The sequence below is a fragment of the Algoriphagus terrigena DSM 22685 genome (genome assembly GCF_000429445.1).
Classification (GTDB): Bacteria; Bacteroidota; Bacteroidia; order Cytophagales; family Cyclobacteriaceae; genus Algoriphagus; species Algoriphagus terrigena.
The window spans coordinates 1-1,292 of record NZ_AUBW01000058.1; the positions used below are offsets into that span (position 1 = coordinate 1).

At 43.6% G+C, this 1,292-nt stretch carries 2 protein-coding genes; both read right to left on the minus strand.

Annotated elements, in window-relative coordinates; genetic code table 11:
* Positions 1-9: 9 nt before the first annotated feature.
* Positions 10-834, minus strand: coding sequence for an IS3 family transposase (locus G459_RS28500; RefSeq protein ID WP_051315408.1), 825 nt, complete (start codon positions 832-834; stop codon positions 10-12).
* On the minus strand, positions 831-1,238 hold the full coding sequence (locus G459_RS0123865; protein ID WP_026969828.1) for a transposase: 408 nt from the start codon (positions 1,236-1,238) through the stop codon (positions 831-833). The genes G459_RS28500 and G459_RS0123865 overlap by 4 nt, the downstream gene beginning before the upstream one ends.
* Positions 1,239-1,292 lie beyond the last annotated feature (54 nt).

Consider the following 1,292-nt stretch of genomic DNA (forward strand, 5'->3'; position numbering starts at 1 on the left):
TGTACCGTCCTAAATAGAGTTGACCGTTTTGAAGTTGGTTTTGGTTAGAATTTGATTTCGTTCAAACTGATCAGGAGTTAAGCCTCCCAGACTTTGGTGAGGTTTCTCCTGGTTATACATTTTAACTGCTTTGGCTGTTTTAATTTCCAGCTCTTTGAATGTTGCAGGATGATATCCATAGAGGTAATCATTCTTGATTGTCCTGTTTAATCGCTCTGCTTTAGGATTCTCATAAGCTGTTTTCCCCATACTATTTTGGAATTGCTTTTGGGTCATTGCCACAAATTGCCTGCAATAATACTGACCTCCTCCATCTGAATGGAAAATGGGCTTCAACCCTTTGGGCAAATATTTCATGGCCATTCTGAGTGCAGGAATAGTCGTGTCTTCAGCCCTGAGCGTCTTACTTACCTGATAGCCCTTTATCTTTCTGCTATAGGCATCCATAATCAGGGTCAGGTAAGCAAACTTACCGTTGAGCTCATAATAGGTGATGTCACTTACCCAAGCCTGGTTGACATGTGTCAACTCCAAACTCTCCATCAGGTTGGGAAAACGGATCACCCCACTGCTATCGGTGGTCCTGCGGAAGTTCCTCTTGGGAGCAAGCATAAAGCCGCTTGCTCTGTACCATCCCAAAAATCGATCCCTGCCCATAAAGCTGGGGCTGATTTTTTTGTACAGATTCTTTCCGCCCATTCTGGGATGATCCGCCCGTAGTTGTGCGGTCTGCTCGCAGAGCTGCTCCTGATGCACTTCTTTGGACTGTTGACGGCGAATCCACTGATGCACATTTTGCTTGGTTGTCCCCAAAACTCGATAAAGCTCGTTCATTTTCCAGTGTTGCCCTTTCCGGTTAATCCTAAAATATTCGATACTGGCGTGCCAAGTTTTTTTTTGATGTCGATTTTGTACATCTCCTCGGCTATCTCAATTTGCTTCTCACGGAACTCAAGCAAGATCTGCTTCTGGCCAACCAGACGCTCCAATTCCTTGATTTTTTGCTCCATTTCCTGAATTTTATGGGTATCACTCATGGGTTCGATGATTTGGCGAATTTGCTTTTTACGGTGAGCAGAATATTTATAAAGCCATTTGTAGACCGCTGCTCGGGTCACCCCATACACTTTACTCACCTGCATCACTGTAGTTAAGTTACGCTCAATTTCCCGAACCTTTTCCTGCTTGAAAGATTCACTGAAGTGACGCACCACTTGCACTTGTTTCTGATTTTCCATTTTTTGAAAGTTTTGTAACTCCCAAAAACGGTCAAGCTATTTTAGTCCTTTACA

Excerpts from the sequence above, each read along its gene's own strand:
- G459_RS28500 (WP_051315408.1), bottom strand. The coding sequence starts at position 834 with ATGAACGAGCTTTATCGAGTTTTGGGGACAACCAAGCAAAATGTGCAT.
- G459_RS0123865 (WP_026969828.1), bottom strand. The coding sequence starts at position 1,238 with ATGGAAAATCAGAAACAAGTGCAAGTGGTGCGTCACTTCAGTGAATCT.